Origin of the sequence: Lactiplantibacillus argentoratensis (assembly GCF_037290055.1) — a bacterium.
GTDB classification, from domain to species: Bacteria; Bacillota; Bacilli; order Lactobacillales; family Lactobacillaceae; genus Lactiplantibacillus; species Lactiplantibacillus plantarum.
In genome coordinates this window covers 1,870,646-1,893,563 of record NZ_CP147647.1, presented here as the reverse complement: position 1 = coordinate 1,893,563, position 22,918 = coordinate 1,870,646, and the positions used below count along the sequence as shown (strand labels likewise).

Annotated in this window: 24 protein-coding genes; 22 read left to right on the top strand and 2 right to left on the bottom strand. The window is 46.6% G+C overall.

Annotation, left to right across the window (positions count from 1 at the left end):
- Window positions 1–8: 8 nt before the first annotated feature.
- The 14 genes from ruvB to trxA all read left to right on the top strand — a co-directional run bounded on the left by ruvB (window position 9) and on the right by trxA (window position 15,280).
- Window positions 9–1,019 (top strand): Holliday junction branch migration DNA helicase RuvB, encoded by a 1,011-nt coding sequence (gene ruvB, locus V7R88_RS08990; RefSeq protein WP_003641514.1) that lies wholly within the window; start codon window positions 9–11, stop codon window positions 1,017–1,019.
- A gap of 17 nt (window positions 1,020–1,036) precedes the next feature.
- Window positions 1,037–2,071 (top strand): tRNA preQ1(34) S-adenosylmethionine ribosyltransferase-isomerase QueA, encoded by a 1,035-nt coding sequence (gene queA / locus V7R88_RS08985; protein WP_060599024.1) that lies wholly within the window; start codon window positions 1,037–1,039, stop codon window positions 2,069–2,071.
- A gap of 312 nt (window positions 2,072–2,383) precedes the next feature.
- A complete protein-coding gene (gene tgt / locus V7R88_RS08980) occupies window positions 2,384–3,526 on the top strand; it encodes a tRNA guanosine(34) transglycosylase Tgt (RefSeq protein WP_021732534.1) in 1,143 nt (380 codons plus the stop codon).
- Window positions 3,527–3,603: 77 nt separating this feature from the next.
- The gene (gene yajC / locus V7R88_RS08975) at window positions 3,604–3,987 is read left to right on the top strand and encodes a preprotein translocase subunit YajC (RefSeq protein ID WP_003645451.1); all 384 of its coding nucleotides are present in this window, start codon (window positions 3,604–3,606) and stop codon (window positions 3,985–3,987) included.
- A gap of 126 nt (window positions 3,988–4,113) precedes the next feature.
- Complete coding sequence (gene dinB, locus V7R88_RS08970; protein WP_057717937.1) at window positions 4,114–5,247, top strand: DNA polymerase IV; 1,134 nt, start codon at window positions 4,114–4,116, stop codon at window positions 5,245–5,247.
- A gap of 92 nt (window positions 5,248–5,339) precedes the next feature.
- The gene (locus V7R88_RS08965; protein ID WP_057717936.1) at window positions 5,340–6,296 is read left to right on the top strand and encodes a DHH family phosphoesterase; all 957 of its coding nucleotides are present in this window, start codon (window positions 5,340–5,342) and stop codon (window positions 6,294–6,296) included.
- A 2-nt stretch (window positions 6,297–6,298) separates the two neighbouring features.
- Window positions 6,299–7,642, top strand: a complete 1,344-nt coding sequence (locus tag V7R88_RS08960; protein WP_054398529.1) for a DEAD/DEAH box helicase — start codon at window positions 6,299–6,301, stop codon at window positions 7,640–7,642.
- A gap of 327 nt (window positions 7,643–7,969) precedes the next feature.
- Window positions 7,970–10,612: an alanine--tRNA ligase gene (gene alaS / locus V7R88_RS08955; protein ID WP_057717935.1), complete on the top strand. Its 2,643-nt coding sequence runs from the start codon at window positions 7,970–7,972 to the stop codon at window positions 10,610–10,612.
- Window positions 10,613–10,997: 385 nt separating this feature from the next.
- Window positions 10,998–11,267 (top strand): IreB family regulatory phosphoprotein, encoded by a 270-nt coding sequence (locus tag V7R88_RS08950; protein WP_003641523.1) that lies wholly within the window; start codon window positions 10,998–11,000, stop codon window positions 11,265–11,267.
- Window positions 11,264–11,698, top strand: a complete 435-nt coding sequence (ruvX, locus tag V7R88_RS08945; protein ID WP_054398526.1) for a Holliday junction resolvase RuvX — start codon at window positions 11,264–11,266, stop codon at window positions 11,696–11,698. The genes V7R88_RS08950 and ruvX overlap by 4 nt, the downstream gene beginning before the upstream one ends.
- A 12-nt stretch (window positions 11,699–11,710) precedes the next feature.
- Window positions 11,711–12,007, top strand: a complete 297-nt coding sequence (locus V7R88_RS08940; RefSeq protein WP_003641525.1) for a DUF1292 domain-containing protein — start codon at window positions 11,711–11,713, stop codon at window positions 12,005–12,007.
- Window positions 12,008–12,138: 131 nt separating this feature from the next.
- On the top strand, window positions 12,139–12,390 hold the full coding sequence (locus V7R88_RS08935; protein ID WP_003645448.1) for a cell division protein ZapA: 252 nt from the start codon (window positions 12,139–12,141) through the stop codon (window positions 12,388–12,390).
- A gap of 59 nt (window positions 12,391–12,449) precedes the next feature.
- The gene (locus V7R88_RS08930; RefSeq protein ID WP_057717934.1) at window positions 12,450–14,813 is read left to right on the top strand and encodes an endonuclease MutS2; all 2,364 of its coding nucleotides are present in this window, start codon (window positions 12,450–12,452) and stop codon (window positions 14,811–14,813) included.
- 155 nt (window positions 14,814–14,968) lie between these two features.
- On the top strand, window positions 14,969–15,280 hold the full coding sequence (gene trxA / locus V7R88_RS08925) for a thioredoxin (protein WP_003641528.1): 312 nt from the start codon (window positions 14,969–14,971) through the stop codon (window positions 15,278–15,280).
- 163 nt (window positions 15,281–15,443) lie between these two features.
- Here the strand turns inward: trxA and V7R88_RS08920 are convergent, their stop codons facing one another.
- Window positions 15,444–15,965, bottom strand: a complete 522-nt coding sequence (locus V7R88_RS08920; RefSeq protein ID WP_225588530.1) for a YslB family protein — start codon at window positions 15,963–15,965, stop codon at window positions 15,444–15,446.
- 199 nt (window positions 15,966–16,164) lie between these two features.
- On the opposite strand from V7R88_RS08920, the gene racE reads away from it, so the two are divergent.
- From racE to V7R88_RS08890, 6 genes are all read left to right on the top strand, one after another.
- On the top strand, window positions 16,165–16,986 hold the full coding sequence (racE, locus tag V7R88_RS08915; protein WP_054398519.1) for a glutamate racemase: 822 nt from the start codon (window positions 16,165–16,167) through the stop codon (window positions 16,984–16,986).
- A complete protein-coding gene (locus V7R88_RS08910) occupies window positions 16,979–17,587 on the top strand; it encodes an XTP/dITP diphosphatase (protein WP_057717778.1) in 609 nt (202 codons plus the stop codon). Before racE ends, V7R88_RS08910 begins: the two co-directional genes overlap by 8 nt.
- A complete protein-coding gene (locus tag V7R88_RS08905; RefSeq protein WP_054398515.1) occupies window positions 17,584–18,102 on the top strand; it encodes a YfcE family phosphodiesterase in 519 nt (172 codons plus the stop codon). The genes V7R88_RS08910 and V7R88_RS08905 overlap by 4 nt, the downstream gene beginning before the upstream one ends.
- Window positions 18,103–18,188: 86 nt before the next feature.
- The gene (gene cbpB / locus V7R88_RS08900) at window positions 18,189–18,680 is read left to right on the top strand and encodes a cyclic-di-AMP-binding protein CbpB (protein WP_054398513.1); all 492 of its coding nucleotides are present in this window, start codon (window positions 18,189–18,191) and stop codon (window positions 18,678–18,680) included.
- 18 nt (window positions 18,681–18,698) lie between these two features.
- Window positions 18,699–19,409, top strand: a complete 711-nt coding sequence (gene dapD / locus V7R88_RS08895) for a 2,3,4,5-tetrahydropyridine-2,6-dicarboxylate N-acetyltransferase (RefSeq protein WP_003641534.1) — start codon at window positions 18,699–18,701, stop codon at window positions 19,407–19,409.
- 17 nt (window positions 19,410–19,426) lie between these two features.
- The gene (locus tag V7R88_RS08890) at window positions 19,427–20,581 is read left to right on the top strand and encodes an N-acetyldiaminopimelate deacetylase (protein ID WP_054398509.1); all 1,155 of its coding nucleotides are present in this window, start codon (window positions 19,427–19,429) and stop codon (window positions 20,579–20,581) included.
- 275 nt (window positions 20,582–20,856) lie between these two features.
- On the opposite strand, the gene V7R88_RS08885 is transcribed toward V7R88_RS08890, so the two are convergent.
- Window positions 20,857–21,750 (bottom strand): mechanosensitive ion channel family protein, encoded by an 894-nt coding sequence (locus tag V7R88_RS08885; protein WP_054398507.1) that lies wholly within the window; start codon window positions 21,748–21,750, stop codon window positions 20,857–20,859.
- A gap of 188 nt (window positions 21,751–21,938) precedes the next feature.
- Here V7R88_RS08885 and V7R88_RS08880 point away from each other — a divergent pair, with 188 nt between their 5' ends.
- Window positions 21,939–22,355, top strand: coding sequence for a DUF948 domain-containing protein (locus V7R88_RS08880; protein WP_003641537.1), 417 nt, complete (start codon window positions 21,939–21,941; stop codon window positions 22,353–22,355).
- Between the two features lie 2 nt (window positions 22,356–22,357).
- Window positions 22,358–22,870: a YtxH domain-containing protein gene (locus V7R88_RS08875; protein WP_057717776.1), complete on the top strand. Its 513-nt coding sequence runs from the start codon at window positions 22,358–22,360 to the stop codon at window positions 22,868–22,870.
- Window positions 22,871–22,918: the final 48 nt, after the last annotated feature.

Sequence of the window (22,918 nt, the reverse complement as noted above, 5' to 3'; positions counted from 1 at the left end):
GTAACCAAATGGACGATGATAAGTTATTATCCGGTGACAAAGCCGATGACGAAGAGGCGTCATTAGAAAAATCGCTCCGTCCGCAAACGTTAGCCCAGTATATTGGTCAAGCGCGGGTCAAGCACGAATTAGGCGTGTATATTGAAGCAGCCCGTAAGCGTGAGGAATCCTTGGATCACGTTTTGCTCTATGGGCCGCCCGGGCTAGGGAAGACCACGTTAGCGATGGTAATTGCCAACGAGATGCAGGTCAATATCCGTACGACCAGCGGCCCGGCAATTGAAAAACCAGGTGATTTAGTCGCGCTCTTGAATGAACTGGAGCCGGGTGATATCTTATTTATTGATGAAATTCACCGATTACCAAAAATCGTTGAGGAAATGTTGTATTCGGCGATGGAAGATTTTTTTGTCGATATTGTGGTCGGACAGGGGCCAACCGCCCATCCCGTGCATTTTCCATTACCACCGTTTACGTTGATTGGTGCGACTACCCGGGCTGGCATGCTGTCAGCACCGTTGCGTGATCGCTTTGGAATCGTCGAACACATGGCTTATTACGAAGTTGCTGATTTGGAAGATATCGTGAAGCGGACTGCGGATATTTTTCAAACGAGTATCAAACCATCCGGTGCCCACGAAATTGCCCGGCGCTCACGGGGGACGCCCCGAATTGCCAATCGCTTGTTCAAGCGTATTCGTGATTTTGCAGAGGTGGCGGACCAAGACGCCATTGATGAGGCGATCGTCGCGCGGTCATTAACGTATCTACGCGTTGATGATGCCGGATTAGACGAAACCGATAATAAGCTTTTAAGAACGATGTTAGAGTATTATGATGGGGGTCCGGTGGGGCTCGCCACGATTGCGGCTAACATTGGTGAAGAAACGGATACGATCGCTGAAGTGGTTGAACCGTACTTGCTTCAGATTGGATTCTTGAAGCGGACGCAACGCGGACGCGTCGTTACAATTAAAGGTTATCAACATCTGGGGTTCCCATACCCTGAAAATAAATAAGGATAAGAGGTCACAACATGAGTTTAACACTTGAAGATTTTGATTATGATTTGCCACACGAACTGATTGCCCAGACACCAATCAAAAAACGGGACAGTTCACGGTTATTGGAATTGGATCGCCAAACGGGCGAGATGCAAGACAAGCATTTCTACGATATTATTGATCAACTGAATCCGGGCGATGCGGTTGTTATGAACAATTCCCGTGTGATGCCAGCTCGTTTGTATGGTGTTAAGCCTGAAACTGGTGGCCATGCGGAAATCCTCTTACTGCATAATACGGAAGGTGACGAGTGGGAGACGCTCATGAAGCCTGCCAAGCGTGCTAAGGTCGGTACCGTGATCTCATTTGGTGACGGCAAGTTGACGGCGACCGTAACGGCCGAAAAAGAAGATGGCATTCGGATGATCGAGTTCCATTACGATGGGATCTTCATGGAAATCTTGGAGAGCTTGGGTGAAACCCCATTGCCACCATATATTAAAGAAAAACTCGATGATCCAGACCGTTATCAGACTGTTTATGCCAAGGAAAATGGCTCGGCAGCTGCCCCAACAGCTGGTTTACACTGGACGAAGGAACTTTTACAAAAAGTTCAAGATAAGGGCGTTAAGTTAGTTTACTTGACACTACATGTTGGATTGGGGACGTTCCGGCCAGTTGAAGAAGATAATATCGATGATCATAAGATGCATAGTGAATTTTATCGCTTGGACGAAGATGCTGCTAAGACGTTGAATGAAGTACGCCAAAATGGTGGGCGCATTATCGCCACCGGGACAACGTCAATTCGGACGTTAGAGACCATTGGTAGTAAGTTTGATGGTGAAATCAAGCCGGATTCAGGCTGGACAGATATCTTTATCAAACCTGGTTATCAATGGAAAGTCGTTGACGCATTCATCACGAACTTCCACTTACCGAAGTCGACACTGGTCATGTTAGTGGCTGCCTTTACGGGCCGTGATATGATTTTGAAGGCTTACCAACATGCGATTGACGAAAAGTATCGCTTCTTCAGTTTTGGCGATGCGATGTTTATTCACTAGTTTAACGGATTCTAAAGTAGGAATTCCATCTTGAAATGGGTGGGACTATTGAACCTAGTCTTGCGCTTGGGATAGTGCCAATTTTGAGCAATCCTTTTAGCGCCTGAAATCCTAAAGATTGCCAATAGTCGCTTCAAGAAGTTATACGCATTCTTGAAGCGACTATTTGTTGTTTAGGTGCTCGAGCGGCCGATTGAGTCAAGGCACCGATCGAAGTGGTGGATGTGACGCTAATCGCCATGACTGGTTCACGGCCGGATTTCGTGCTATCATTATTTGAGTTTAGCAACATTTTAATACGGAGGAACAGATATGGAACCGGCAATTAAATACCGATTAATTAAGAAAGAAAAACACACGGGCGCCCGCCTTGGCGAATTGATTACGCCACACGGGACTTTCCCGACACCGATGTTTATGCCCGTTGGGACGCAAGCTAGTGTTAAATCACTTGCACCCGAAGAATTAGACGCGATGGGTGCCGGGGTCATCTTATCGAACACGTACCATCTTTGGCTACGACCAGGTGAGCAAATCGTGAAAGAAGCTGGTGGGTTACATCAGTTTATGAATTGGAAAAAGGGAATCTTGACGGATTCAGGTGGTTTTCAGGTCTTCTCCCTGGCTAAAAATCGGGATATTACTGAAGAAGGGGTCCACTTTAAGAATCATCTGAACGGTTCAAAGATGTTCTTATCTCCTGAAAAGGCCATTCAAATCGAAAATGACCTTGGTCCAGATATTATGATGAGTCTAGATGAATGCCCGCCATTCTTTGAAAGTTACGACTATGTTAGCAAGTCAGTTGCCCGGACAAGTCGCTGGGCTGAGCGGGGCTTGAAGGTTCATCAACATCCTGATTACCAGGGCTTATTTGGAATCGTTCAGGGTGCGGGCTTCAAAGATTTGCGTGAACAGAGTGCCAAAGATCTCGTGAGTTTGGACTTCCCAGGCTACTCGATTGGGGGCTTATCTGTTGGTGAATCGAAGGCTGAGATGAATCATGTTTTAGACTTCACGACGCCACTATTACCAGAAAATAAGCCACGCTACCTGATGGGGGTTGGTTCAGCGGATGCCTTGATCGACGGCGCGATTCGCGGGGTCGATATGTTTGACTGTGTCTTGCCGACTCGGATTGCTCGTAACGGGACTTGTATGACCTCGCATGGTCGTTTAGTCGTTAAGAACGCGGCCTACGCCCATGACTTTACCCCGTTAGATGATAATTGTGATTGTTACACTTGTCGGAACTTCACGCGTGCTTATATTCGTCATTTGATCAAGGCGGATGAGACGTTTGGCTTACGTTTGACGAGTTACCATAACTTGTACTTCTTGTTACATTTGATGAAGCAAGTCCGGCAAGCTATTATGGATGATAATTTACTGGAATTCCGGCAAAACTTCTTCGAAATGTACGGTTTTAACGAGAAAAATCCGAAAAATTTTTAGGGATACTGGTATTTCAGACCGTAATTTGTTAAAGTTAAAGATAGTCAAACTTTTAATTAGAGTAGGAGCGATTTTAAATGGGTCAAATGGCATCAATTCTGTTTATCGTGGTCATGTTCGCATTCTTATACTTCTTCATGATCCGTCCACAACGGAAACAACAACAACAACATCAACAAATGTTAAGCAAAATCAAACGTGGTGACAAGGTTACGACGATTGGTCGCTTGCACGGGGTCGTTGATGAAGTTAACGAAACCGAAAAGACAGTCACCTTAGACTGTGATGGCATCTACTTAGTTTTTGATTTGAACGCTGTTGCTAAGATTTCTCCAGCCGAAGACGCACAAGCTAAGACAGTTGCACCAGAATCTGGGGCAGCCGCTGAATCAGCTGCTACTTCTGAAGTTGAATCGGCAAGCTCAGCCGCCGATGATAATGCTGATTCTGAAGCAAAATAGATTTGAATTATAAGTGGCCGATCTGATGATGACCGCTTATTTTTTTTGCTTATTTTTGGTCTTGAAGCGCGCTTTTGAACGTACGTTCGTGTATAATAAAGCTACTAAGGATTGGAGGGTCGACGCATGGCACAGTCGATTATTGAAGCACCCATACGGGTAGATACGAGTCGCAAAATTATTCATGTCGACATGGACGCGTTCTATGCGTCGATTGAAGAGCGGGAGCACCCCGCGTACAAGACGCAGCCATTGGTGATTGCTCATGATCCTCGGCAGACTGGGGGCCGGGGTGTTGTGACCACGGCGAACTATGTTGCTCGTCAGTTTGGTGTTCACTCGGCGATGCCAGCCGCTAAAGCATTGGAACTCTGTCCAAAAGCAGTGTTCAAGACCCCCAACTTTCCGTTGTATCGCGAAGTTTCGGCACAGATTCACCGGATCTTTCATGAATATACGGAGATGATTGAGCCAATTGCTTTTGATGAGGCTTACTTGGATGTGACCACGAATAAAAAACACATTCATAGTGCGGTCGAGTTGGCGCATCGACTACAACAGGAGATTTGGCGGCAAACGCATTTAACTTGTTCGACAGGGATTTCCTACAACAAGTTTATTGCGAAACTGGCGTCTGATTATCGCAAACCGGCGGGCGTCACGATCGTCTTGCCACAGGATGCGGAACCGTTTTTGTTGCGGGAGCCCATCGAGAAATTTCGCGGTGTCGGTAAAAAGACGGTACCGAAGATGCACGATTTAGGCATCAAGACCGGGCAAGATTTATACGCACAGTCGGAATTGGACTTGATCAAACAATTTGGTAAGTTGGGCTATGTTTTATACCGGCGGGTGCGTGGCAGCGATGATCGGCCGGTTGAGTATTTACGTGAGCGGAAGTCAATCGGCAAAGAGCGGACATTCGGACCGTTCCTCCAATCGGCGACGGAAGTGAATACCCACTTGAAGGCCATCGCTAAATTGGTGGAAGCAAGTATGCAATCGCACCAGCGCCACGGTAAAACGCTCGTTCTCAAGTTGCGCTACGGGGACTTTATCACGATTACCAAGCGGCGAACGTTCAGTGAATTTATACCTAATGACGCCGCCTTATTTGAACAGTACGCCGAAGAAATCTTTGAAGAGGTGGTCGATGGCCATTTTGACTCTGGTATTCGCTTGCTTGGAATCACGTTAACCGGCTTGGCACCACTGGCATTCGAGAACTTAACGTTGCCACTTTATCCGAATGACAATTAATTTATTTGGCGCGGCGCGGATTCTTCGGTATACTGGAGTACTGTGACAGTTTAATCGCCACCAGTAAATTATGAGAGTAAGAAGGTTCATTCATGACCGTCCAAACAGCAATCTTTGACTTAATTAAGCAAGCAAAAACAATTATCATTCATCGTCATCAGCGACCTGACCCAGACGCCATCGGAAGCCAGTTAGGGTTAGCAGCTATCATTAAAGCTAGCTTTCCTGCGAAGCGGGTATTGACACCTGGAAAACAGTACCATGGTTTTGACTGGTTAGGACAAATGGATGAGGTTACCGAAGCGGACTATCAAGACGCACTAGTATTAATTCTTGATACCGCTAATCAGCCCCGAATTGATGGTGAACTTTGGAATCAAGGTAAGACAATTGTTAAAATCGATCATCACCCCAACGATGACGCTTTTGGTGAGCCACAGTGGGTCGACGTTGACGCCTCCAGTACGAGTGAGATGATCTATAATTGGTACGCCCCCCTTGCGGCGGAGTTAACGCTAACGGCTAACGCTGCCCGGCTGTTGTATGCCGGCATCGTTGGTGATACTGGTCGCTTCCTGTACTCCGCCACCAAGCCTAGTACCATGCGAGCAGCGGCAGCCTTAATGGAAGCTGGTGCGGATGCGGAAGCCGTCAACCGTATTGAAGACACGATTACGTTACCAGTCGCACGACTGTCGGCCTATGTGTATGAACATCTGACACAGTTGGATTCGGGCGCAGCTTACGTTATTTTAACGAACGCGATTCTCGATTCATTCGCAATCGGTGATGCTAGTACGGCCGGGGTCGTCCCATTACCTGGACGCATTGATACGGTTAAGTGCTGGGCGATTTTTGTCCAACAAAAGGAAGGTGACTTCCGTATTCGGTTACGTTCGAAGGGACCTTCCATCAACGGTGTGGCCAAGAACCATGATGGTGGCGGACACGCCTTAGCGAGCGGTGCCAAGGCTAAGGACCAACAAGAAATTGAAACGGTGGTGCGAGAACTCGACCAAGTCGCTAGCCATTATGAGAAAGAGGTTTAAATATGACCGCAAGTTTTGAAGATTTTAAATTGCAGCCGTTCTTGATGCAGGCACTGACTGACATCAATTTCCGCAAACCGACTGCAGTACAAGAAAAGCTGATTCCAGTGATTGCCGCTGGCCGCAGTGTTATTGGACAGTCAGCAACTGGGAGCGGTAAGACACATACGTTCTTACTGCCCATGATCAACCAACTGAATGCTGATGAACGATACGTCCAGGCAGTTATCACAACGCCCAGCCGTGAATTAGCTTATCAGATTCAGACTGCTGCTAAACAGTTGATCCAACACAGCCCGAAAGCCATTCACATTGGACTCTATGTCGGTGGAACTGATAAGCAGGAACAGATTGAAAAGCTAAATCGGCACCAACCTCAGTTGATTATCGGGACCCCTGGACGGATTTTAGACTTAATGCGTTCCCAGGCACTCGATGTGCATCGTGCGACTCAGCTAGTGGTCGATGAAGCTGATATGACGTTAGACTTAGGGTTTTTGAACGTGGTTGATCAGATTGCTGGCCGGATGCCGGCTGATTTGCAGATGCTGGTGTTCTCAGCCACGATGCCACAAAAATTAACGCCATTCTTGCGCAAGTATATGAATAATCCAGTTATGGAAGAAATTCCCGTGGAATCAGTGATCAGTCCAACGATTGATAACTGGCTAATTTCTACTAAGAGTCACGACAAGAACAGTATTATTTATCGCTTGTTGACGATTGGTGAACCGTATCTCGTGTTGATTTTTGCTAACACCAAGGAACGTGTTCAAGAGTTGACCCATTATTTGCGCCAACAAGGGTTAACCGTTGCCATGATTCATGGTGATATTCAACCACGTGAACGGAAGCGGGTCATGCGTGACGTTCAGCAGTTGAAGTATCAATTTGTTGTTGCCACTGATTTAGCAGCCCGGGGGATTGATATCGAAGGTGTTTCGCACGTCATCAATGATGATATTCCAAATGACTTGGAATTCTTCATTCACCGTGTTGGCCGGACCGGTCGGAATGGCATGGCGGGGACTGCGATTACGTTATATAGCCCGGGTGAAGAAGCCAAGGTCAGTGCAGTTGAGGCAATGGGCATCAAGTTCAAGCCGAAAGCGATTCGCGATGGTGAGATTGTGGATTCGTATGACCGTAATCGGCGGGCTAAACGGGGACCTAAACAAGAGAAGTTGGATCCAACGTTGATTGGCTACGTCAAGAAGTCTAAGAAGAAGGTCAAGCCGGGTTACAAGCGTCGTATTCGTAAAAAGATCAGCGATAAGGCGCGGATGGACCGTCGCATCGAACAGCGAGCGGCTGCCCGCAAGGAACGTAAGGATCGTAAGTCTTAATTGACGCGTATCTGGATAGATTAATGCAAAATAACTGAGCGGTGTATTGACAAGTCGCCGCAAGTTTTCTATACTTTGCAAAGTAAGGACATATTTATATCACATATCAGTCAAGAAACGCTTTGGTTGCTGAAAAAAGTGCGGTGTGGTGTAGATGCTACCTAGAAGTAATGACTAGCAAACTAGTCCGTGTCTCAGCGTTAATGAGCTTAAGAGGTAAACGAACACATCGTTGCAAGCAGAGTGGTACCGCGTTAACAGCGTCTTTGCTAGCAACGGTGTTTTTTTGCCTTAAATTAAGAATGATAGAGAGGATGCCAGAATTAAATGAAAAAATTAAGTAGTAGTGAAATTCGGCAAATGTACTTGGACTTTTTTCATGAAAAAGGTCATACGATTGTCCCTAGTGCATCACTAGTTCCCGTGGATGACCCAACGTTATTATGGATCAATTCCGGTGTTGCAACGATGAAGAAGTACTTTGATGGCTCCGTTGTGCCGGATAACCCTCGCATGACGAGTTCACAGAAGAGTATTCGGACGAATGATATTGAGAATGTTGGGCGGACGGCGCGGCACCACACGTTGTTTGAAATGCTTGGTAATTTCTCAGTTGGTGACTACTTCAAAAAAGAAGCCATCAGTTGGGCTTGGGAACTCTTGACCTCACCAAAATGGTTTGGCTGGGATCCTGACAAGTTATACATGACTGTTTATCCCAAGGACACGGATGCCGCGAAATTCTGGGAAGCAACTGGCGTGAAACCAGACCACATCATTAAAGTCGAAGATAACTTCTGGGACATTGGTCAAGGCCCATCTGGCCCCGATTCAGAAATTTTTTATGATCGTGGCGAAGCTTTCAACAATTTGGCCGATGACGACCCTGAAAACTATCCTGGTGGCGAAAATGAACGTTACTTGGAAGTTTGGAACATTGTCTTTTCGCAATTTAACCACACTCCTGAAGGTACTTACGAACCACTCCCACGTAAGAACATTGATACGGGGATGGGGCTAGAACGGGTCGTTTCGGTCTTTCAAAATGCGAAAACCAATTTTGAAACTGATTTGTTCCTCCCAATTATTCATAAGACGGAAGAATTAAGTGATGGCAAGCATTACGGTGATAATGCTCAGGATGACGTGTCCTTCAAAGTGATTGCCGATCACGCTCGGGCCATTACGTTTGCAATTAGTGACGGGGCCTTACCTTCCAACGAAGGTCGTGGCTATGTCATTCGGCGGTTGATTCGGCGGGCAATTCTGCACGGTCAAAAATTAGGTTTGAAAGAAGCCTTCTTGGACCAATTAGTACCGATTGTTGGGAAGATCATGGCTTCACACTATCCTGACGTGCTCAAAAATAGTGCGTATATCGAAAAAATCGTGGCTTCAGAAGAAAGCCGCTTCAATGAGACCTTGAATGATGGTTTGAACCTGTTGAATAACTTGATTGCGGAAACTAAGCAGGCTGGTCAAGATACACTAGCTGGTAAGGATGCATTTAAGTTATATGACACTTATGGCTTCCCGTTCGAACTAACTAAGGAATACGCTGGCGACGAAGATTTAGATGTCGACGAAGCTGGTTTTGAAGTTGAAATGAAGGCGCAACGTGACCGCGCACGTAATGCACGTAGCAGTGCCAAGTCCATGGGCGTCCAACGGAGTCTCTTGATCGACATCAAAACGCCAAGTGAATACGTGGGCTATGACGAATTAACGAATGTGCAGGGGACTTTGAACGACATTATTGTTGACGAGACCCTGGTTGATCACGTCGACAGTGGTCAAGCTGAGATGATTTTCAGCAAGACACCGTTTTATGCTGAAATGGGTGGTCAGGTCGCTGACCGTGGTGTGATCTTAGATGATGCCGGTCAAACAGTAGCTAAAGTGACTGACGTGCAAAATGCGCCTAACAAGCAGCATTTACACACTGTTGAAGTATTGAAACCCATGCACAAAGATACGACCTATACGTTGAACGTTGACTTGGCTTTCCACAACAAAGTCGAAAAGAACCATACGGCGACTCACTTGCTAGACCAAGCATTACGGGACGTCTTGGGTGAACACACGAAGCAGGCTGGTTCACTAGTCGAACCCGACTATTTACGGTTTGACTTTACTCACTTTGGTCAAGTGACTGACGAAGAGTTAGCCAAAGTTGAACAAATCGTCAATGATAAGATCTGGGCCGCTTTACCAGTTAGCGCCATTCAGACTGACCAGGAAACTGGTCACAAGATGGGGGCAATTGCGGTCTTCACCGAAAAGTATGGCAAAATTGTGCGGGTCGTTTCAATTGGTGATTACTCGATCGAATTTGATGGTGGGACCCACGTCAAGAACAGTAGTGAATTAGGGCTGTTTAAGATTGTTTCCGAAACGGGGATTGGTGCCGGAACGCGGCGGATTGAAGCCGTTACTTCAAAAGAAGCTTTCGAATTGCTGGCCGGTGAAGAGCAGACCTTGAAGCAGATTGCTGCTCAGGTCAAGGCACCGAAGTTAGCCGATACGCCAGCCAAGGTTAGCCAGTTACAAGCTGATCTCAAAGCGGAACAACAGAACCGGGCCAGCCTTGAAAGTCGCTTAGCCAAACAGCAGGCTGGGGCCGTCTTTGATCAAGTCGATGATGTGAATGGTACGACGTTGATCGCCCAACAAATCGAAGTTTCTGGCATGGATCAACTTCGTCAATTAGCTGATACTTGGAAGACTAAGCAGTATTCTGACGTACTGGTACTTGGAACGGTCATTGGCGAAAAGGTCAACTTATTAGTTGCTGTTAGTGATGACAAGGTCAAGGCAGGTATCAAAGCTGGTGACTTGATCAAAGCCATTGCACCAAAAGTTGGTGGTGGCGGCGGTGGCCGCCCAACCTTAGCCCAAGCTGGCGGAAAGAAACCTGCTGGATTACCAGCAGCGTTGAAAGCTGCGCATGAATGGCTTGCCGAACAATAAGATTGCTTGCTTCGGTTGCAAATACTGCTGGCTATGTTGGTCATCTATGTTAGCGCATTCCAAATGATAATTAAATCAGTGCTGTTAGGACGAGACCGTTCTAACGGTACTGATTTTTTAATGTTATGGCACCTTGTGACCGGCTTAGCTCGTAGAAGATTGGGTTACAAAGGTGTGCCTGTTTTGAACTTCAACTATTCGAACATTCGAAACAGGGGTATGTCAGCATATGAAAAAACAGTGTAAATCGGGATGGATTTGCAGAAAACGTCTGCATTCTCCGGGTTATTATTACGAATGTGTTACATCAAAGTGGATTGATTGTACTTCATATGGGCATTTAGTAAAATAGATAAGAAGCGGAAACTAGCGGGAGGTGCTTGATATGAGTTCATTAGACAAAACAATGTACTTTGACTTCGATAATGACAGCGTTAAGGATGTCCACGACACGTTAACGACAGTTTATGAAGCGTTACAAGAAAAGGGCTACAACCCGATTAACCAAATCGTGGGTTACTTACTATCCGGTGATCCGGCGTATATCCCGCGCTTAAAGGATGCGCGTAACTTGATTCGAAAGCATCAGCGCGATGAGATTATTGAAGAACTTGTCAAGTCTTACTTAAAGGCAGATAAGGATGTTGATGCATGAAGTTAATGGGGTTAGATGTGGGTTCCAGAACTGTTGGCGTTGCCATTAGCGATGCTTTTGGATGGACGGCGCAGGGCGTTGAAATTATTCGAATCAATGAGGATGCTGAGGAATTCGGGATTGACCGGGTCGCAGAACTCGTTGAGCAATTGGATGCAGGGGGCTTTGTCCTGGGGCTACCAAAGAATATGAATAATACCTTGGGACCGCGGGCTGAAGCCGCACAACATTACGGCGAGTTACTGACAGCCCGGTTTCATCTGCCGGTAGACTTTGAAGATGAACGTCTGACGACCGTTGAAGCTGAACGGATGCTGGTTGAAGAAGCCAACACCTCACGAAAGAAACGCAAAAAGGTGATCGACAAGTTGGCCGCAAGTTTGATCTTGCAAAACTACTTGGATCGCCATGGCAAACTCACACAAGAATAGCGAGGAACTAACATGAGCCAAAACCAAGATCGTAAAGACAATGATGTGATCACATTAGTTGATGACGAAGGTAACGAAACCTTATTTAACATTTTATTCACGTTTGATTCGGAAGATTTCGGTCACTCTTACATTCTGTTATATCCAGCAGATGCTGCGGCCGATGATGAAGTTGATATTCAAGCCTACATCTTTAATCCTGAAGATGGCGACAATGGCGAATTACAACTGATCGAGTCGGACGACGAATGGGATATGGTTGAGCAAGTTTTGAATACCTTCTTAGCCGATGACGGTGGCATGCAATAGTCGAAAGTAGATTAAGCTCGTGGGCGCATGTCCGCGGGCTTTTTTAGAAATTATGGGACGGTTCTAACTGTCGCATAATTATGATAACCATGCTAGAATATTAATTGTTATTGAAAGGAAGCGGGATGTTGATGACTGCTAACAAGCGCCGCTTTAAAGCGGAAATTGATGGTCGTACTTACACGATCATTGGCACGGCATCTGACCGTCACATGCAAACGGTGACGCGGATGATGAATGAGCAAGTGGCACAATTAAAAAAATTAGCCCCCGATTTGTCTGATACGGAGATTGCGACGTTGCTCGCATTCAATGCGATTTCAGATCAGGTGGACAAACAAGCTGAATTATTGAAAATGCAAACGGATGATGCCGACAAGTAATTGCATTGTCCGTTTTTTTGCGGCTTTTCGTAATTCATTGGAACTTCGGAGGGATATCAGTGAATTCCAAAGTATTGAATACGTTAGAGTACCAACAAGTAAAACAACAATTAGCACCATACTTGGTCTCGGCAACGGGCCAACAAGCGCTCAATGAACTGCACCCAATGACCACCGTTGCAGATATCCAACGGGCCTTAGATGAAACCAACGACGGGGCTGAAGTGTATCGGTTAAAGGGTGGCATTCCGGTCGCTCGTTTAGCAGATATAAAACCGCATATGAAACGGTTAGCTATCGGTGCGACGTTGAATGGGAGTGAACTCGGGCAAGTTGGGCGGGTACTCCGGACAACACGCGCCATCACGCGCTTTTTTGCCGAGCTACTAGAAGATGCTCCTGAGAATGATATTCGGCACCTGTTTGATGAAGTTGCAGAATTAGTTACTTTACCAGATGTGACGAAACGCCTCGCTACTGCCATTGAAGGCGACGGTCATATCACGGATGAGGCGTCACCAGAACTGAGCCGGATTCGGAGCAATATCCGTCGTACTGAAACGGAGATTCGTAACCAAATGGGTCATTATACCCGTGGCCATGATGCCAAGTATTTAAGCGACCCAATCATTACGATTAGAAACGACCGTTACGTTATCCCGGTCAAGGCCGAGAATCGCAGTCGGTTTGGTGGCATCGTGCATGATCAATCAGCGAGTGGTCAGACGCTCTTTATCGAACCCCAGGCCGTCATGGCGATGAATGACCGGTTACGGCAAAATCAAGTTGCGGAAAAGCAAGAAGAACAGCGTATCTTGGAGGAGCTCTCCAACTTGATTGCGCCTTACCAGGACGAAATTATCAATAATGCGGCGATTCTTGGGCATTTTGACTTTATTAATGCTAAGGCGCGCTATGCGCATGATATGAAGGCAACTGAACCAGCCGTCTCACCCAAAAACGAAGTCTATTTACGGCAAGCACGCCACCCTCTGATTGACCCTCGCAAAGTTGTCGCCAATGATATTAGTTTAGGTACTGATTATCAGGCGATGGTCATTACGGGGCCCAACACTGGTGGGAAGACGATCACCTTGAAGACCTTGGGCTTGCTGCAATTGATGGCCCAGTCAGGATTATTTATTCCCGTTGAAGCTGGAAGTCGTGTTGGTGTTTATTATGAAATCTTCGCGGATATTGGTGATGAACAGTCGATCGAACAGAATTTAAGTACGTTCTCATCGCATATGGAAAATATCGAAAGTTTCTTAGCGCAGATCGACGCGCACAGTTTAGTGCTCGTTGATGAATTGGGTGCCGGGACTGATCCGCAAGAAGGTGCGGCACTGGCAATCGCAATTCTGGATGCTATCGGGGCAAAGGGGACCCAAGTCGTTGCGACGACCCACTACCCAGAACTCAAGGCGTATGGGTTTAACCGGCCTGATACGATCAATGCCAGCATGGAGTTTGACGAAGAAACACTCAAGCCGACGTACCGACTATTGGTCGGAATTCCTGGTCGAAGTAATGCGCTCGATATCGCACAGCGGTTGGGTATCCCCCAAACGATCGTTGATCAAGCTCGGTCATTGACGGATACGGATAGTCAAGACCTCAACGCAATGATTGCGGATTTGGTAACGAAGCGCAAACAGGTTGAAGATGAACAACTGCACTTGAAAACCCAAGTGGCAGATTCAGAAAAATTGCATCGGCAGTTGAAGAGCGAATTCAATGCGTATCAACAGCGTAAAGATCAGTTGATCGAAGATGCCAAAGTTCAGGCGAACACCATTGTTGAGCAAAGCAAGACTAAGGCTGATGCGATCATTAGTGATTTGCGTAAGAAACAATTAGCGAGTGGCACGGCGACCGTCAAAGAAAATGAGTTGATCGATGCGAAGGGCGCGTTGAATGCCTTGGAACAACAGCCTAAGCTCAAGAAAAACCGCGTGCTACGGCGGGCCAAAGCCCAACATGATTTTCATGAGGGTGATGATGTACTGGTCAAATCGTATGGGCAACGTGGTGTGTTGATGCGTCAGATGGGTAAACACGAGTGGGAAGTCCAACTCGGTATCTTGAAGATGAAGATCAGTGACGGTGACTTGGAACGGGTTAAACCAGAAGAGCCCAAGCGGGCCCGGGCGACGGTTCAGAGTGCCCACGCGAGTCACGTTTCGCCGAACTTGGACCTGCGGGGTGTGCGTTATGAAGACGCGATGACTCAAGTTGATCGCTATATTGATGCTGCGTTGTTGGCCGGGTATCCTTCCGTCACAATCGTACACGGGAAGGGAACTGGTGCTCTACGAGAAGGCATTACCAACTATCTCAAGTCTAATCGGCAAGTCAAGTCGTTTCACTTTGCTGCGCCAAATCATGGCGGCAATGGTGCGACTGAGGTACAGTTTAAATAACCAAAGACGAGTGCCAGGTGCAGATCAGTGATGACGCGCATTCATGGCTGTACACGATTCCAGCGCTTTAATTGCAGGCAAATTGTTTGTGTTCCACCCGGTTACTGGTATACTTACTATTAGTAACAGATAAAGCCTAAAGGAGGCCGATTATAATGGTCGCAGCAACTACTGATAAAACTTTTACAACGGATACGGCTTCAGGAGTAACGTTAACTGACTTCTGGGCAACATGGTGTGGCCCTTGTCGGATGCAGTCACCAGTGGTCGAACAATTAGCTGACGAGATGGGGGACAAGGTGACGTTCAATAAGATGGATGTTGACGCCAACCCCGAAACGGCCAGCAATTTTGGTATCATGAGCATTCCAACCTTATTAGTTAAGAAGGATGGCGAAGTGGTCGATACCTTAGTTGGCTACCATTCCAAGGAACAAATCCAACAAACTTTAGCTCAATATCTATAATCGGCTGACCGTCATTTGATTGATGGTTCGCTAACGAACGCGCCGTCTTAAGTGAACGGCGCGTTTTTTTGTTCCGGAGGGCAGTGACCACTGCTAATTGTCGAATTCTCAGGAGCAATTGGTGTTTTGGCCTGAAAAAAGGGCGGCCAGCTGGCCGTCCTTTTTATTGTGCTTCTTCAGGTTGTTCGTCATCAAGCTCAACTTGAGGTCGCACGATTTCGATAGGTGTTGCGGGATCGTGATTGACGATTGGTTGATTGTGATCAATCGTAACTGAGATGCGCAGACGCATGCGATTTTGAAACGTGATTTTAGCTTCACTCACACAGTTGGTACGGAGAGCTGACTGCTCAGCTAGAAAGCCAGTCTCAAGCATAAAGTCGGGTGATTTGATCGTGGCGCTACGCCGCGCGACCGGCTCACCAACCAATTCATACGTGATTAGATTATCCGCCGTATTAATCACGACAAGGTGTCCCCAGCCGGCTTGCTCAAAAAAGGTAACAAGATCATCATCACTAGCGACAGGAAACTGGCGTGCCAAGTCTTTACCCGCCCAGTAAAGGATGCCACTACTGTCATCACCCAATAATTTTGGTATTAAGGCATCTCGTAAGATTTCCACACTGAGGATGGAAGCTTTGATCGAGTTGCCCGCAAATTGAGAATAAAAGTCGTTCGTCATGATAATTCCTTTCCATGCAAAAATCGTGGTATTCTGGCCACTGTATAATCATTATTATACCCCGTTTCCACCAATGTGTCGGTTTTTTTCAATTTATCAACGGAAACTTTACAATTTCGTCGCAATTGGTCTGGCTTGAAATCAATTTCAAAAAAGACCATAATAAAGTTTCAGAATTCAGTGAACGGAGATTTTTAAAATGGCAAATGAACATGCAATTGGATTCATGGATTCGGGGGTCGGCGGGTTGACCGTCGTCAAGCAAGCTTTGAAGCAACTCCCCCGCGAAACGGTTTATTTTATTGGTGATCAGGCGCGTTTGCCATATGGTCCGCGACCAGCTGAACAAGTGCGAACTTTTTCGTTTCAGATGGCGGATTTTTTAATGGCAAAGCAGATCAAAATGCTCGTGATAGCTTGTAATACCGCGACGGCAGCGGCATTGCCAGCGTTGCGGCAGCAGTTGTCGATTCCGGTTATTGGGGTGATTGCACCCGGCTCGCGGGCCGCGTTAAAAGCTTCTCATCGTAATCGAATCGGTGTGATTGCGACTGAGGGGACGATTCGTAGCAATGCTTATCGGGATGCCATCTTAACCAAGGATCCCACTGCCACGGTCATTTCGCAGGCGTGCCCTAAGTTTGTACCGTTAGTAGAATCGAATGAGTATCAATCGACGGTTGCCAAGCGGGTGGTTGCGGAATCGTTGAAGCAACTAAAAAAACAAGATGTCGATACGCTTGTCTTAGGCTGCACGCACTATCCATTATTGCGGCCACTCATCCAAAATGTGATGGGACCCGGGGTGACCTTGATTGATTCTGGGGCTGAAACGATCAATGATGTCTCTGCGGTACTCGATTACTTGGATATCGCTAATGATCGTTCTACTAAGCGTTATCCGGACGAGTACTATACAACGGGCGCGGCTGATCAATTCGAAGCGATCGCGCGTAACTGGTTGGATCAACCGGACTTTCACGCACAACATATTGACTTAGGGAGTGAAACGAATGACTAAACCACAAACATTGATCATCGCGACGAATAATGCCAATAAGGCACGCGAGTTTAGCGCAATGTTGGCACCATATGACATCACCATCAAAACGTTGGCCGATTTTCCTGATATTCCTGAAATCAAGGAAAACGGCATTACGTTTGAAGAAAATGCCGCTAAAAAGGCGACAGTTGTGGTCGAAGCAACCGGGTTACCAGCTATTGCGGATGATTCGGGCTTGATGGTCAAGGCGTTGCACGGGGATCCGGGCGTGTTTTCGGCACGATATGCTGGTGACCATAATGATGCTGCAAATAATGCCAAGTTGTTAGCTAATCTGGGTGGCATTCCGGAAGCGGAGCGGACCGCGACTTTTCATACGACCCTGGTCGCCCTCAAACCCAGCGGTGAAAAACTCGTTGTTAATGGTGAGTTAGTTGGCCGTATTCTGATTGCCCCCCGTGGTGACAATGGGTTTGGCTATGATCCGTTATTCTGGTCAACTAAGTTTCAAAAATCATTGGCAGAGTTGACGCCAGCACAAAAAAATCAAATCAGCCATCGGGGCGCGGCCTTGCGACAGCTGATGACTAAATTCGACGAATGGTGGGCGAAAGCATGAAATGTTTAGTAGTAAGTGATAGTCACGGTGACCGTGATGTGTTAGTTCGATTGCTCCATGAGTACCGCGGCAAAGTCGACACTTTTTTTCACTGTGGTGATTCTGAGTTACCGCATGATGACCCAATCTTTCAAGAGATGTTTACGGTTCAAGGAAACATGGATTTTGACGCCGTGATTCCGAACGAAGTTAACCCCACCGTTGAAGGGGTAACGGTCTACATGACACATGGTCACTTGGTAGGCGTGAACCTGGGACTTGGGCATCTAGTGGCTAACGCGGAGGCCCACGATGCAACGTTGGCTTTCTTTGGGCATACCCATCAACTGGGTGTCGAACGGCGGAGCGGTGTGGTCGTACTTAATCCAGGTAGCATTACTTACCCCCGTGGTGAATTTGCACGTGTCGGGGGTACTTACGCCATCGTGACAACGTCAGCCGCGGGTATTGACGTGCAATACTATAACCGACAGCTACAAGCAGTGCCAGAACTAAAATTTCATTTTGCGGATTAAAATGTGGTAAAAAACTCATTTCTAGAACCACGCAAAGTGCTTTTGCAGTTAAAATAAAAGGATGGGCTTAGTGAAGGAGGCGCTGTATGTTAATTCAACCAGTTGAAGACTTATTGTCACGTAACGCCGACCATTATTTGATCCCGGCGGACGTGGTCGCCAATGTCCAAACTGATAATAATTTGTATCACGCGTTTTTAGTACTAACCAAGGTTAAGTATTCCAAAATTCCGGTGCTTGATCATGGTGGTCACTTTGAAGGTTTAGTGTCGTTACCACTGATTACTGAACAAATGCTAGGTTTTGATCAACTGAATACTGAAATATTACTGCAAAAATGCGTCCGGGATGTGATGGAGACACAGGTCAAGACGGTTCGTGATGTTGATGATGTCGAAGAGACGTTACACCTGATGATCGACAATCCGTTTGTTCCAGTCGTTGATGAACAGCAAATTTTTCAAGGAATTGTGACTCGTCGTGAATTCATGAAGAGTTTTAACTTTCTGACTCATGAAATTGGCAAACAATATGATATGATTGAGAAGGATTTTTCCACTAGCGAAAAAGCTAAATAAATTTTTGGAGGGTCTCCGATGGCAAAATTAGATGCACAATCAATTATTAACTACATTGGCAGTGCGAAAAAGAAAACACCCGTAAAAGTATACGTGAAGGGTGCTTTAGACCAATTAAACGTTCCAGCAGGCATCAAAACTTTCTTCAGTGGCAACGCTGGGGTATTATTCGGTGACTGGGCGGATGTTGAACCGTTCTTAAAGGCTAACGCTGCAAATATCGAAGATTATGAATTAGAAAATGACGCGCGTAATTCAGCCGTACCAATGGCAGATTTGAAGCAATACAATGCGCGGATCGAACCCGGTGCGATTATTCGTGACCAAGTCTTGATTGGCGATAATGCCGTTATCATGATGGGTGCGGTGATTAACATTGGTGCCGAAATCGGTGAGGGATCGATGATCGACATGGGCGCCATTCTTGGTGGTCGTGCAATCGTTGGTAAGAACTGTCATATTGGCGCTGGTACTGTGTTAGCTGGCGTGGTAGAGCCACCTTCGGCTAAACCAGTTCAAATCGATGACGACGTGCTGATTGGTGCCAATGCGGCCGTACTTGAAGGCGTGCATGTTGGTAAAGGTGCCGTTGTGGCTGCCGGTGCAATCGTCATTGAAGACGTCGCTCCTAACACCGTCGTCGGTGGGGTTCCTGCTCGTAAGTTGAAAGATATTGATGATAAGACTAAGAGCAAGACTGAATTAATGGCAGAATTACGGAATCTTTAATGGTGGAGGGATAAACAATGGTCTTACGGGAAACCGATCTAATTCCAATTTATCAACACTTACACCAAATTCCGGAAATCGGCTTACAAGAACATGAGACACAGGCCTATTTATTGTCGATTATCGGCAAGATGCCTCAAGATTGGCTGACGATCAAAACCATTCCAACTTTGGATACGGCGATTTTGGTGAAAGTCAGTGGTTTAAAGCATGATTATCGAATCGGTTATCGAACTGACATCGATGCGTTGCCAGTAACTGAAAATACGGGCTTACCATTTGCATCGACCCATCCGGGTGTCATGCACGCGTGTGGTCATGATATTCATATGTCAGTTGCACTGGGAATCCTGAGCTACTTTGCAGAGAACCGACCTGCGACCGACATGGTTTTCATGTTCCAGCCGGCTGAGGAAAATGCCTCGGGTGGGCAACGCTTGTACGAAAGTGGTGCGCTAGATGGTGATTGGATGCCAGATGAGATTTTTGCATTCCATGACAATCCTAATTTACCAACTGGCGCAATCGGTTGCCGGATGGGCACGTTATTTGCGGGAACTTGTGAGATTCACGCACACTTAAGTGGTAAAAGTGGACACGCGGCTTACCCACACCAAGCAAACGACATGGTCGTCGCTGGTGCGGCGTTAGTCTCCCAGCTGCAGACGATCGTAGCGCGCAACGTGGACCCGATTCAAAGTGGTGTGGTGACATTAGGTCACTTTACTGCTGGCACGATTGGCAATGTGATTGCCGGTGAGGCCCAGATTGACGGGACGATCCGAGCGTTGACGCAGGAGATGAACATGCATATTCAGCGGCGGGTTCGGACGATTACTGAGGGGATTGCGCTCGCTTATGACTGCAATATTGATTTGAAGCTCAATCAGGGTGGTTACTATCCCGTTGAGAACAATGATGCAATCACTGCTGATTTTATCAAGTACATGCAGGATGATGATGATGTCAATTTCATCGAAACGGAACCAGCAATGACTGGGGAAGACTTTGGTTATTTGATTCATCAGATTCCAGGGACGATGTTCTGGTTAGGGGTCGACAGTCCATATTCACTACATTCAGAAAATATGGTGCCACACACGGCCGCCATTATGAGTGGGGTCAATGCGATGACCGGCTTTTTGACTCATCGGAATGCGTTACGTAACTAATTTTCAAAACGTACTGTGCTAACATACTTAGCCAGTACGTTTTTTTTACGTCGTGGCCGCCGGATCATGGCGCCGATTGCGACTATGATTCGCACCCACACTAGTTTGTGACCCCGCCTACCCAGAGTATCAAAAGTCAGTTGCTGCCGTACGGTGGTGACCACGGTTGTCATTAGCCACTTATGTCATGGCCCACACAGAAAATGTGGACAAAAAGGCCCGTACAGCAGTGCTCATTTCTGAGTAACTGCCGTGCGGGCTTGTATTGGTTGAGCTTACTTGTGCGTTGGGGCGATATTTAAACGTGGCGAGGGGAGTTGAATTCCCGCTGCTCGGGCCGCGTCCAAGTAGGCGGCCAAAAAGTCGCGCTGAATTGCGAACTGCATACCATTTTTGACGTAAAATTGGACCCGGAAGACCAACGTCCCATCGGCTTGGGTCGTGACGCCTTGAATGTCGGGTTCGCCGATGATATCAGGATACTGAGGCACGAGGTCGGCATTGGTTTCACGGACCACAGTAGTCAGTTCTTGAACGGGCGTCGTTGTGAGAATGTAGAGGTCAATCAGCACACGCATATCGTTACGCGACTGGTTGCTAATGATTAAAATCTTGCGATTGGGAATAAAGTTTAACGTGCCATCGGGACTCGTAACTTGAGTTGTCCGTAAACCGATTGCGGAGACGGTCCCCTCAATGGTTTCGATTTTGACGTAATCCCCAACATCAATCTGATCTTCAAGTAGAATGAAAAACCCGGTGACAATGTCACTGACGAAGCCTTGGGCGCCTAAACCTAACGCCACACTGAAAATCCCAGCACTGGCAATCAACGTCCCCACAGGAACACCTAACACTGAAAGGACCGCATAGATGCCAAAAAACATAATGACGTAATGGTAGATATTTAATGATAATGTAAAAATCGTTGAAATCCGATTATTGGCAGTATCACTAGTATTCGCATTCGTTAAAAACAAGTGGTGGATCAGGCGTTTTCCTAGCCGATCGATCACCCAAAATAGTAAAATAAATAAAATGATTTCGAGTAGCTTGCCGCCAATATTAATAATAATTTGTTGCCAGTCAATTTTCTTAGCCAACTTCATCCACACCGAAACTTGTTTAGTCGGTGTGTCGACCGCTGCTAGGTTAATTGAATTAAACATATCTTCACCCTCGTTATTGTTGTCTGTTCACTAGTTTATCAGATTTGACGCGGGCAACCAAGCCGTGATCAAGTTATTGCGACCAAATGTGACTGGGTGAATGTTGTAAGCACTTTTTTAATTGCGGTATACTAAAGACAATGCTATGCTAGTTTTAATATCATGGCTGTTGAAGGAGGAATTTTAGGATGATTACACACATTGCGGGCATCATTGCCGCCATTGCGTTCTTATTATTAGTATGCTTTATCGGGATTTTTTTAATGCGGATTACTAAAACGATGGGGGAAGTCAACCGTAGTTTAAATAATATTACGGATGACGTTGACGCCTTGTCACATGAAACTGAAAAAATCATGGCAAATGCCAACGAGCTCTTAAAGGATGTCAATGGTAAAGTTGCAACGATCGACCCAGCATTTCAAGCGATGGGTGACTTAGGTCAGAGTGTTTCTGACTTGAATGCCGCAACTCGGGACTTAACGGCCAAGATTGGCAAGAACAATGAGAAGCGGAGCAAGTTCTCCAGCGCAAGCAAGGTCGGTAAAGCGGCTTTTGATGTTTATCGCAACCGGCGTTCAAAAAATAATAGTGAGGAGTCTTAATTATGTCGAAAAAAGGATTCTTATTAGGTGTTGTCTTAGGTGGCGCAGCAATTGCCACCGCCGTTATGAAAATGGATGATGAGAAAAAAGCTGAATTAAAAGCTAAAGCCCAACAAGGAATTGCCGATTTCAAGGATCGGGCCATCGATTATGCGTTCTATGCTAATGATGCAGCTGAAGACTTCAAAGCTGAGGCCGGTCAACAATTCGAAGATACTAAGCAGAAAGTGGCCGATTTTGCTGACCAGTACCAAGCAGCTAAGCAGGAAACGGGCGAAAGCTTTGGCTCAAGCCTTGACCAAGCTACGGATAGTTTACGGTCTGAGTTAGCGAAGGTCGAAGATGATGAAGGTGACGATGAAGATATCGTCATTGATGGTGGGGCCGCCTATCAAAAAGCCGGCGAGGAAGCGGAGACTTCAGCGCCAACATCAGAATCAGCAACTGCTAAGGATACAACAGCTGCGAAGTCTGATGATGAATCGACGACGGATGAAACGTCACCAGCCAAGTAAGCTGACAGCGATAAGATAGGACACTGAGCAGGTGCTCGGTGTCCTATC

Excerpts from the sequence above, each read along its gene's own strand:
- ruvB (WP_003641514.1), top strand. The coding sequence starts at position 9 with ATGGACGATGATAAGTTATTATCCGGTGACAAAGCCGATGACGAAGAG.
- queA (WP_060599024.1), top strand. The coding sequence starts at position 1,037 with ATGAGTTTAACACTTGAAGATTTTGATTATGATTTGCCACACGAACTG.
- tgt (WP_021732534.1), top strand. The coding sequence starts at position 2,384 with ATGGAACCGGCAATTAAATACCGATTAATTAAGAAAGAAAAACACACG.
- yajC (WP_003645451.1), top strand. The coding sequence starts at position 3,604 with ATGGGTCAAATGGCATCAATTCTGTTTATCGTGGTCATGTTCGCATTC.
- dinB (WP_057717937.1), top strand. The coding sequence starts at position 4,114 with ATGGCACAGTCGATTATTGAAGCACCCATACGGGTAGATACGAGTCGC.
- V7R88_RS08965 (WP_057717936.1), top strand. The coding sequence starts at position 5,340 with ATGACCGTCCAAACAGCAATCTTTGACTTAATTAAGCAAGCAAAAACA.
- V7R88_RS08960 (WP_054398529.1), top strand. The coding sequence starts at position 6,299 with ATGACCGCAAGTTTTGAAGATTTTAAATTGCAGCCGTTCTTGATGCAG.
- alaS (WP_057717935.1), top strand. The coding sequence starts at position 7,970 with ATGAAAAAATTAAGTAGTAGTGAAATTCGGCAAATGTACTTGGACTTT.
- V7R88_RS08950 (WP_003641523.1), top strand. The coding sequence starts at position 10,998 with ATGAGTTCATTAGACAAAACAATGTACTTTGACTTCGATAATGACAGC.
- ruvX (WP_054398526.1), top strand. The coding sequence starts at position 11,264 with ATGAAGTTAATGGGGTTAGATGTGGGTTCCAGAACTGTTGGCGTTGCC.
- V7R88_RS08940 (WP_003641525.1), top strand. The coding sequence starts at position 11,711 with ATGAGCCAAAACCAAGATCGTAAAGACAATGATGTGATCACATTAGTT.
- V7R88_RS08935 (WP_003645448.1), top strand. The coding sequence starts at position 12,139 with ATGACTGCTAACAAGCGCCGCTTTAAAGCGGAAATTGATGGTCGTACT.
- trxA (WP_003641528.1), top strand. The coding sequence starts at position 14,969 with ATGGTCGCAGCAACTACTGATAAAACTTTTACAACGGATACGGCTTCA.
- V7R88_RS08920 (WP_225588530.1), bottom strand. The coding sequence starts at position 15,965 with ATGACGAACGACTTTTATTCTCAATTTGCGGGCAACTCGATCAAAGCT.
- racE (WP_054398519.1), top strand. The coding sequence starts at position 16,165 with ATGGCAAATGAACATGCAATTGGATTCATGGATTCGGGGGTCGGCGGG.
- V7R88_RS08910 (WP_057717778.1), top strand. The coding sequence starts at position 16,979 with ATGACTAAACCACAAACATTGATCATCGCGACGAATAATGCCAATAAG.
- V7R88_RS08905 (WP_054398515.1), top strand. The coding sequence starts at position 17,584 with ATGAAATGTTTAGTAGTAAGTGATAGTCACGGTGACCGTGATGTGTTA.
- cbpB (WP_054398513.1), top strand. The coding sequence starts at position 18,189 with ATGTTAATTCAACCAGTTGAAGACTTATTGTCACGTAACGCCGACCAT.
- dapD (WP_003641534.1), top strand. The coding sequence starts at position 18,699 with ATGGCAAAATTAGATGCACAATCAATTATTAACTACATTGGCAGTGCG.
- V7R88_RS08890 (WP_054398509.1), top strand. The coding sequence starts at position 19,427 with ATGGTCTTACGGGAAACCGATCTAATTCCAATTTATCAACACTTACAC.
- V7R88_RS08885 (WP_054398507.1), bottom strand. The coding sequence starts at position 21,750 with ATGTTTAATTCAATTAACCTAGCAGCGGTCGACACACCGACTAAACAA.
- V7R88_RS08880 (WP_003641537.1), top strand. The coding sequence starts at position 21,939 with ATGATTACACACATTGCGGGCATCATTGCCGCCATTGCGTTCTTATTA.
- V7R88_RS08875 (WP_057717776.1), top strand. The coding sequence starts at position 22,358 with ATGTCGAAAAAAGGATTCTTATTAGGTGTTGTCTTAGGTGGCGCAGCA.